The 261-nt window shown below is 45.6% G+C and carries 1 protein-coding gene; it reads right to left on the bottom strand.

Translation table 11 applies throughout. From position 1 onward, the window contains the following. A partial coding sequence (locus KB213_RS12105; protein ID WP_211683490.1) for a type II 3-dehydroquinate dehydratase occupies window positions 1-227 on the bottom strand: 227 nt, incomplete at its 3' end. Window positions 228-261 lie beyond the last annotated feature (34 nt).

The following is a 261-nucleotide window of genomic DNA, read 5'->3' as shown; positions in this document are numbered from 1 at the left end:
ATCAAGATAAAATCAGTGTTTCCGCGTGCCTGATGGATCCTATCAATCAGGAGATGCTCTGCGTTAGATTGCAGATGGCTGAGCGTCACGTTTGCTGCTGCAGCCTGCAGTGCTAAACCTTTAACAATATCGTTGAGTGTGGTGCTTCCATAAGTTTCAGGCTCACGTGTCCCTAACAAATTCAGGTTAGGACCGTTAAGTAGCAAAATGTCAAACTTATCCGCCATTGTGAGCCTATCTCCGGCAATTAGACCAAGATTG

Origin of the sequence: Neokomagataea anthophila, assembly GCF_018122595.1 — a bacterium.
Taxonomy (GTDB): domain Bacteria; phylum Pseudomonadota; class Alphaproteobacteria; order Acetobacterales; family Acetobacteraceae; genus Gluconobacter; species Gluconobacter anthophilus.
This window is presented reverse-complemented; position numbering and strand designations above follow the sequence as displayed.